At 31.6% G+C, this 9,236-nt stretch carries 9 protein-coding genes; 8 read left to right on the top strand and 1 reads right to left on the bottom strand.

What is annotated here, in order from left to right; genetic code table 11:
* The 8 genes from Q0649_RS09840 to gntT form a co-directional block, all read left to right on the top strand.
* Window positions 1-596, top strand: a 596-nt coding sequence (locus Q0649_RS09840; RefSeq protein WP_298840922.1) for a nitroreductase family protein, incomplete at its 5' end; no start/stop codon positions are given.
* 266 nt (window positions 597-862) lie between these two features.
* Window positions 863-1,009: a hypothetical protein gene (locus Q0649_RS09835; protein WP_298840919.1), complete on the top strand. Its 147-nt coding sequence runs from the start codon at window positions 863-865 to the stop codon at window positions 1,007-1,009.
* 206 nt (window positions 1,010-1,215) lie between these two features.
* Window positions 1,216-1,626, top strand: a complete 411-nt coding sequence (locus tag Q0649_RS09830; protein ID WP_298840916.1) for a hypothetical protein — start codon at window positions 1,216-1,218, stop codon at window positions 1,624-1,626.
* 20 nt (window positions 1,627-1,646) lie between these two features.
* Window positions 1,647-2,240 carry a hypothetical protein gene (locus Q0649_RS09825; RefSeq protein ID WP_298840913.1) on the top strand — a complete coding sequence of 198 codons (594 nt, stop codon included), beginning with the start codon at window positions 1,647-1,649 and terminating at the stop codon, window positions 2,238-2,240.
* 165 nt (window positions 2,241-2,405) lie between these two features.
* Window positions 2,406-3,074: a FadR/GntR family transcriptional regulator gene (locus tag Q0649_RS09820; RefSeq protein WP_298840910.1), complete on the top strand. Its 669-nt coding sequence runs from the start codon at window positions 2,406-2,408 to the stop codon at window positions 3,072-3,074.
* Window positions 3,075-3,373: 299 nt separating this feature from the next.
* Window positions 3,374-5,092 carry a dihydroxy-acid dehydratase gene (gene ilvD, locus Q0649_RS09815; protein WP_298840907.1) on the top strand — a complete coding sequence of 573 codons (1,719 nt, stop codon included), beginning with the start codon at window positions 3,374-3,376 and terminating at the stop codon, window positions 5,090-5,092.
* A gap of 47 nt (window positions 5,093-5,139) precedes the next feature.
* Complete coding sequence (locus Q0649_RS09810; RefSeq protein ID WP_298840904.1) at window positions 5,140-6,087, top strand: sugar kinase; 948 nt, start codon at window positions 5,140-5,142, stop codon at window positions 6,085-6,087.
* A gap of 63 nt (window positions 6,088-6,150) precedes the next feature.
* Window positions 6,151-7,470 carry a gluconate transporter gene (gene gntT / locus Q0649_RS09805; protein ID WP_298840902.1) on the top strand — a complete coding sequence of 440 codons (1,320 nt, stop codon included), beginning with the start codon at window positions 6,151-6,153 and terminating at the stop codon, window positions 7,468-7,470.
* A 157-nt stretch (window positions 7,471-7,627) separates the two neighbouring features.
* Here the strand turns inward: gntT and Q0649_RS09800 are convergent, their stop codons facing one another.
* Window positions 7,628-9,154 carry a DUF4489 domain-containing protein gene (locus tag Q0649_RS09800; protein ID WP_298840900.1) on the bottom strand — a complete coding sequence of 509 codons (1,527 nt, stop codon included), beginning with the start codon at window positions 9,152-9,154 and terminating at the stop codon, window positions 7,628-7,630.
* Between the last annotated feature and the right edge of the window lie 82 nt (window positions 9,155-9,236).

The raw sequence follows: 9,236 nt of genomic DNA, 5'->3' as shown, positions 1-9,236 counted from the left end.
ATGCAAAAGATTTTCCTAAATTAAATGCAGAGCAGGCTGAGCATTTTTTAAGGTCACGTCGTTCTATAAGAAGTTATAAAGATGAATCTGTATCAAGAGAAAAATTAACTAAATTGGTTGATATTGCAAGGTTGGCTCCTACTGGAAGTAATAGTCAAGGTATATCTTTTCTTGTTATTGAGGACAGAAAATTAGTAGAAAAAGCTGTTCTACTTACTATCCGAATGATTGAGAAATCTCCACTAAAAGAGGGATTAAAAGGATTAATCAGATTGTACAGGGAAGACGGAGTTGATGGAATTTTGCGTGGTGCACCAAATTTAATTATGACTATGGCTGATAAAGGTTTTTCAAACGGCAGGGCTAACTCTATTTCTTCTTTGACTTACCTAGAATTATTTGCTCCTTCACTAGGTATTGGAACTTGTTGGGCTGGTTATTTTGAATATTGTGCAGGTATGAAGGGTTCACCAATGCTTAAATTATTTAATATACCAGAAGGAAAAACCATAACAGCTGCTGTTATGGTTGGATATCCTAAGTATACTTATAAGAAGTTAGTGGACAGAAATCCATTAGAGGTAACATATTTATAATATTATTAATATCGAATAGACAGTTTAATATAACTGTTTATTCGATATTTTTTTATTGTTTTTTAACTAAAAACATTTCATTAGTTAGTTTACAGCTATTAAATAGAGGAAATATGTAAGTTAATATAGAATGTATATAAGTGACACAAGTAAGTGACACAAGAATATAAGTGACACAAGAATAAAAATGTTTATTTTACTCGAGGTTTTATTAATACTATAGAAGATGAAAACTATGGAAAAGAATAAGTAGGAGGGTGAAAAATATGAATTATGAAAAATTAAGAAAAGATTTATTAAAAAAGGTAGATAATTCTAAAGTTATGTCTTTAATTCTAACGAAAAATAGTCCAGATGAAAAAGAACTTCTTCGATTGGCTAAAAAATATAATTTGAATATTTCAGAGTATTAGAATTTTAAGTTACTAGAAAAATTTGAAAATTAAATCACAAAAATAACCATGCTATTAAATTTAGATGGTTATTTTTATGTGGTTTTATAATTTATATCTTATAAAAGTTATTAGAAAGAAATATTTTGGTAGAATATTATGGGTAGATAATGATTAGTAAAATAATGCTACAATGGTAAAAGAATATAGATTATATGGAGGAAAATATGAAGATAGCTAATTTAGTTGTAGAAGGTAAAAACATCAGAAAAATAAGTAACATTTTATATAATCATCAAGATGATTTTTATAGAGATAAACCATATATGAACAGTGATGGAAATATAGTAGTGCTTATGAGAGAACGTTATTATAAAAGAATTTCATCATATATTATGTCAGTGATCTTTATAAAATTTATTGATAATAATAAGGTTGAGATAGAAATTGCTTGCAGTGGAGGGCGAGAGGGAATACTTATGTTAGACTATGGTGCACAGAAAAGTGAATATGTTGACATAATAAATCAAATCATGGATGTATGTAGTATTTATTATTGGGAGATAACAAAAATTGAACCTCAGGATATTTTGGCATCACTTAAAGAGGAAAGTATTAATAAAAGAGAAGAAATATAAAGAAAGGTGTCTAATATAATATGATCAAAGTAAATAAAAATACATTTATAAAATGGATTATTGTATTGATAACAACGTGTAGTGTAGTTTTGCTTATTCTAGTCCCATCTATTAGTATGAAGTCATTAGTATATAGTATTCTACTTAATTTTTTATTAATGATTTGGATGTCCATAGTAGAGACGTTATTAAAACCAGAACTGAAGTCATCTTATTTTAATAGCTTTCCTATTGAAAGGGAAGGAAGAATATACAAGTACATTGGTGTTCATTTTTTTAGAAAATTATTAGTAGTAAGCGGTTGGGAGAGAAGTAGAAAAAAAGAAAACCCTATTAGGCAATCACTGAATTCATTAGAATATTATGAGTATAGAACAAGAACCTCTGAATTTGGACACACTATTATAGCTATTATAATTTTTATTATTTCTGTATATGTTTGTATGACGTATTCATATAAGAATATATTATGGTTAACATTTTTCAATATATTTTTTAATATATATCCGATTACAATACAACGTTACAACCGTCCACGAGTGCGTAGGGTAATTAAAAAACTTAAGATAAAAATTAAATTAAAAGATTCTAAGCTTGTATATAAAAATTGGTAGTGTATTAAAACAAGTCTAAATCTCCTAGATTTATTATTATTTGTTTAGTATTTATATAGATAACACATGATATAATACTATTAATGTAAGATAAAATTAAGTAATGAATATATTAGATAGTGATATAAACAAATTAAAATTAAGTGTATATAGGAGAATTATGAGATGAAGGATACAAGAACTAGTGATAAAGTTTTTAATGTAATACAAGAAAAAATTATTAGAGGTGAATATAAACCAGGAATGAAAATTATGTCAGAGCTTAAACTTGCGCAGGAGTTACAAGTAAGTCGGGTTTCTGTTAGAGAAGCTATAGAAAAAATGTCTGCGGTTAATATTGTTAGTAAAAGGCAAGGTGGAGGTACTTTTGTCAATGATTTAAAGCCATCTGTTTATTTGAATAGTCTAATACCTATGATTACCCTAGGCCAAGATAACTATAATGATATATTGGAGTTTAGATTAATCATAGAGTCAGAAGCATCAGGGCTTTGCGCTGAGAGATGTAGCGATAATTTAATAAATGAAATTGAGGAATGTTATAACAATATGATTAAATATCAAGATGATTTTGATAGATTTACTGAAGAAGATTTAAACTTTCATATGAAAATTGTTGAAGGAAGTAATAGCCCTTTGATTATAAAAGTAAACGGAATATTAAAGAATCTTCTAAGGGCCCATCAAAAGTTGTTGTACAATAATTTAGGACCTTCTGGAGGGCTTAGCGAACATAAGCTCATATTAGAGGCTATAAAAAATAGAGATTCGCAGCTTGCAAAGTTATTTGCCAAAAGACATATAGAACGAACAATTAGAGACGTGAATAAATAGATATTAATAAAATAATTGTTAATATAACAGTTGCCCTATATAACAGACGATAAAAAATTGTCTGTTATATAGGGCATTTTTATGTTTAATAAACAGGTAAATATATAAATGCAATTATTTAATATAAAAAAGCATTGACATAAAACCGTTTACTGATTAATATGTACATATAAGTTGTAGGACAACTACAAGCATATTAATTGATAAAACAGTTAAATAAACTTTTATATAGTAGTTAAAGGGTTACAAATGAAAATTAATGTCATACAACTATAAAATAAAATATGGGGTGAGTATAAATGTTAAAGAGTCAAAAATTAAGAGAAATAGCACCAGAAATAGATTCGTTAAGATTAGGTTCAGGTTGGTCTGTGGATGAACTTTCTAAACCACAAATTATTGTAGAAAGTAGTTACGGTCAAAGTCATCCAGGAAGTGCGCATTTAGATATATTAGTCGAGGAAGCTTGTAGTGGAATTTCTAACAAAGGTGGAAAACCAGCTAAATATTTTGTAACAGATATATGTGATGGAGAATCACAAGGACATGATGGAATAAATTATTCACTTCCTTCTAGAGAAATTATGACAGACATGATAGAGATACATGTACAAGCAACACCTTTTGATGCAGGTGTATTTATTACAAGTTGTGATAAGGCAGTGCCAGCACATCTTATGGCTATCGCAAGACTGGATATGCCAGCCATTTTAGTACCAGGTGGAATTATGAATGCTGGTCCTGATATGCTTACTTTAGAACAAATAGGAACATATAGTGCGCAATATGAAAGAGGAGAAATAACAGAAGAAAAATTTACATATTATAAACATAATGCGTGTCCGAGTTGTGGGGCTTGCTCATTTATGGGAACGGCATCAACAATGCAAGTAATGTCAGAAGCATTAGGAATAGCAATGCCTGGAACTGCATTAGTGCCAGTTACATTAGAGCAATTAAAAATTAATGCAAAGCTTGCAGGAGAGCATGTTCTTAAGCTAATAGATATGAATATTAAACCATCTGATATAATGACTAAAAAAGCTTTTGAAAATGCTATTATGGTGCATGCTGCAATAGCCGGTTCAAGCAATGCTTTAATCCATATTCCAGCTATAGCACACGAACTTGGAATTGAAATAAATCCTGAATTATTTGATGAAATCCATAAAAAAATTCCATTTATATTAAATATAAGACCAAGTGGATTTTATCCTGGATCATATTTTTGGTATGCAGGTGGCGTTCCAGCAATAATGGAAGAAATAAAGAAGTTTTTACATTTAGATGTGATTACTGTAACAGGAAAGACCTTAGGTGAGAATTTAGATGACCTAAAGAAAAATGGTTATTATGAGAATTGTAATAAGTACCTAGGAGCAATAGGCGTAAGCAAAGAAGATATTATAAAAACTAAAGAAAATCCAATACAAGCTCAGGGAGCAATTGCAATACTCAAAGGAAATTTAGCACCAGGTGGCGCTGTAGTAAAACATTCAGCTATATCTAAAAAGCTAATGAAAGTCACTTTAAAAGCTAGAGTATTTAATTGTGAGGAAGATGCTATAAAGGCGGTATTAACAAAAGAGATTAAGCCTGGAGATGCAGTTTTTATAAGGTATGAAGGCCCAAGGGGATCTGGAATGCCAGAAATGTTTTATACAACAGAAGCCATTGCATCTGATCCTGAGTTAGTTGAATCTATAGCTTTAATTACTGATGGTAGATTTTCAGGAGCAACTAGGGGACCAGCTATTGGTCATGTTTCACCTGAGGCAAGTGAAGGCGGACCTATAGCACTAGTAGAGGAAGACGATCTTATAAGGATTGATATTGTTGCCCGCATGCTTAGCATTATAGGAGTGAAAGGACAAGAAAAAACTAAAAGCGAAATTCAAGAAATTTTAGAAATAAGGAAAAAAAGTTGGGTAAGGCCAGCAAGGAAATATACAAAAGGAATACTAGGTATATATACCAAATGTGCAGTAGCAGCAATGAAGGGTGGATATATGGAATAGATTTATATTCATACTTTATATTATGAATATATATAGGAGGCTGTATTATGGAAGTAGTTACTTTTGGAGAGTCTATGGTTTTATTTGGCCCGGATTCTTCAGGCCCATTAAGATACGTTCAAAACTTTAATAAATCAATTGCAGGTGCGGAATCAAATGTTGCAATCGCACTTGCAAAATTAGGACATAAAGTTGGTTGGTTCTCGAAACTTGGAGATGACGAATTTGGAAGGTATATACAGTCCACAATTCAAGGCGAAGGTGTAGATGTATCCAGAGTGATTTTTGAACCTGGTAAAAATACAGGTATATTATTTAAAGAAAGATTTATGCATTCTAATCCTAATGTTTATTACTATAGGAAAGGTTCAGCAGCTAGTAATTTGAAAGCAGAGGAATTAGATGAGGCTTATATTAAAGATGCAAAGATACTTCACATTTCTGGAATTACACCTGCACTTTCTGAAAGCTGTAGAAAAACATTATTCAAGGCAATAGAAGTTGCAAAAGCAAATAATGTATTAGTTTCTTTTGACCCTAATATTAGATTGAAATTATGGACAAAAAAAGAGGCAATACCAGTTCTACTCGAAATTGCTAAAAAATCAGATATGATTTTTCCAGGTATAGATGAGGGTGAAATGCTCCTTGGATTTACAAAGCCTACTGATATTGCCGACAGCTTTATAAAGATGGGGTGTAGCGTTGTAGCGGTTAAACTTGGAGAAGAAGGTTGCTACATAGCAGATAAAGATAGAGGTTTATATGTAAATGCATATAAACTGGAAAATCCCCAAGACACAGTTGGAGCAGGAGATGGTTTTGCTGCTGGGTTCCTTTCTGGAATGTTAAAGAAATTAGATCTCAAAGAATGTGGAGAATACGCAAATGGAGTTGGAGCTATGGCAGTCCTTGTAAAGGGGGATATGGAAGGGTATCCAAGTTACGAGCAACTAATGGCGTTTATTGGAAAAAAGAAAACGATTGAAAGATAGAGACAAGTTGAAAAATAAGTTTATAGGTTTGGTTTACTACAGAAATGAAAGGGGGATTTTACTATGCCATTATTAATTGTTGTTCTTGGAGTTGCGTTACTATTAGTTCTTATGATAGTTTTTAAATTAAATGGGTTTTTGTCATTAATTCTTGTTGCATTATCCGTAGGTATTATGGAAGGTATGCCACTTCCAAGTGTTGTTCTTTCAATTACAAAGGGAGTTGGTGGAACACTCGGTTCGCTAGCACTAGTACTTGGTTTTGGAGCCATGCTTGGTAAGCTTATGGCTGATAGTGGTGGAGCTCAAAGAATAGCTCTTACACTAATTGATAAGTTTGGGAAAAAGCATATACAATTAGCAGTTATATTAACGGGGTTCATTGTCGGTATTGCTTTATTTTATGAAATAGGGTTTGTACTTTTACTTCCACTTGTGTTTTCAATAGCAGCAGCTGCTGATATTCCACTTTTATATATAGGAGTTCCAATGGCAGCAGCATTATCTGTAACCCACGGTTTTTTACCACCACATCCGGGTCCAACAGCTATAGCTGCAATTTATAAAGCAGATTTAGGTAAGACTTTAATTTATGGAATTGTGTGTGCCATTCCAGCAGTAATTCTTGCAGGTCCTGTACTTACAAAATTTTTAAAGCATATGGAACATGATATACCAAAAGGTTTATATAATCCAAAAGTATTTACAGAGAAAGAAATGCCTAGTTTTGGAATAAGTGTATTTACAGCCTTAGTGCCAGTAATATTTATGGCAGCAAGAGCTATTGCTACTATTAATTTACCAAAAACTTCACCTATTTTAAACTACACTAACTTTTTAGGCGATCCAGTAATAGCATTACTTATAGCTGTACTCTTAGCTATATTTACATTTGGCCTAAATCAGGGTAAAAAGATGCCTGAAGTTATGAAAACTGTAACTGAATCAATAGCTGCAATATCTATGATTCTATTAATAATAGGTGGCGGTGGAGCATTTAAACAGGTCTTAGTAGATAGTGGAGTTGCAGATTATGTTGCTCAAATTATGAAAGGATCAGCCATTTCACCACTAGTACTTGCATGGTCAATTGCAGCAATACTTAGAATATCATTAGGATCTGCAACTGTAGCAGGCCTTACTGCAGCAGGAATTGTAGGACCATTAATTGTAGCAACAGGTGCTAGCCCTGAACTTATGGTACTTGCAACTGGAGCCGGAAGCCTAATATTTTCACATGTTAATGATCCTGGTTTTTGGATGTTTAAAGAATATTTTAATTTATCAATACCAGAGACGTTAAAATCATGGTCAGTACTCGAAACTATAATATCTGTGGTAGGGTTAGTTATGGTTTTATTATTAAGTATGGTAATACATTAAAATTTAATGTATTGGTAGATTAATTATTCTGTATAACTATCTTCCACAGCAGAATTATTTGAAAAGTAAAAAATAAATATAATAGTAAAACCCTCCACTAATTTTAGGTGAGGGTTTTACTATTAGACTACTGTTAATAAAGTAGTCATTGTTAGTTTTAAGGTTCCACGGCTATTATAGAAAGTGTTGCGCTACTTATGGTGATATCATATATAGCTATATTAGCAGGTGTTGTTATACTAGTTAACTCAAGAATATATGTGCATAAATCGTCACATGTGTCATCAGTAGGATAATATTCGAATTTTAAGGTATTACTTTCATTTATGACTGTTGTTTGTATGGAATTATAAACAAAGTTAGCTACTGGTTGTAAAATATTATCGTTACTCGAGGATCTGTATAGAGTGAAATTTAAAATCAATGTAATGAATGGATCTGAATCGATGTGTAAAATTCCAGCAAAATCTACAAGAAGATTTGGAGCATTTAAATGACTTATATCAATTGTGGTACTGATTATAGGAAGAGCTAAAATTTCTGTCTGTCCAGCTGTTAGTGCAGTATATCCAATAAAAAAGGAACCAGAATTACTGCTAAATATACTATTTCCAGATAATTTGTTGTAATTATCTAAGCAAGAATAAAAGGCTAACGCAGAGAAAGTGCCATTACTGATTGAGAGAACTATAGTTCCTACGGCATCGTTATAAACACTAGTTAGTTCAAGAGTATACTTGCAGCATTCATCAGAGCACTCATCACAAGGAGAATATTCAAACTTTAAAGTTTGGTTATTTGCGAGTGAAGTAAAATTAATAGTGCTAAAAGCAAAGGTTGTAAGTGGTGTACGAACTTTGCTACCTTTGCGAAGCTTAAATAAGGTGAAGTAAAGTGTAGCTACCACAAGGCTATTTAGCGGAACTATATCTAAGATCCCTGTAAAGTCTAAGAGTAGTTTAGGCTTTTTCATAAATGTTGTATCCATATATATATGGGCAATAGGCTGATTTAGGGTATTAAGAAAGTCAGGAGCTGCAAAATTAATAGTGCTTGAGTATGAAATATTAGATTTTGTACTTAATAGAGTATTCCCAGAGTCTTTGTTATTCATATTAGAAAGGGAGCTACTTTTCCTAGAATCTATTGCCAGTATAGAAATAACGCCACTATTGATGCTGAAGGTGAAAACCGGGTTGTTACTGGTTTGGATACTAGTTAATTCAAGAGCATAACAACAGCAATCTTCACATAAATCATTATCAGGAGAATATGCAAATTTTAAAGTACGGCTATCAACAGATGAAATAAGCTTATTTGAGAATTTAAAAGCAAAGGTAGTTAGGGTTTGCTTAACTTTATTGTTTTTACAAGTCATAGTTAATGCAAAGTTAAATGTATATATACCAATTAAAGTTGCTGTTAAATTTAGTATTCCAGTAAAGTCAATAAGTAGTTTTGAATTTCTCATGTTAGTTGTGTCAATTTTAGTTTTTGCAATTCGTTGGTTTAAGGTTAGAGATGTTATATTTGTAAAATCAAGTGTTGTGGATCCCAAAGAACCATAATTAGTTTTTAAAATAATATTTCCGGGTACAGAGTGCTGTTTCTCTATGCAAGAAATCTCGTTTATATTGCAAGGTAGTTTTTCTTCGATACAGTTATATCTGTATATATTCGTCATAGAATTTCCTCCTTATAAAAAATAGGGTTAGCCGATTGCGCAATTCTGCAATCATTGAACCGCCTAACTTTTAAGCCGTTAG

Source organism: uncultured Clostridium sp. (genome assembly GCF_937920395.1).
GTDB lineage: Bacteria > Bacillota > Clostridia > Clostridiales > Clostridiaceae > Clostridium_AD.
This window is presented reverse-complemented; position numbering and strand designations above follow the sequence as displayed.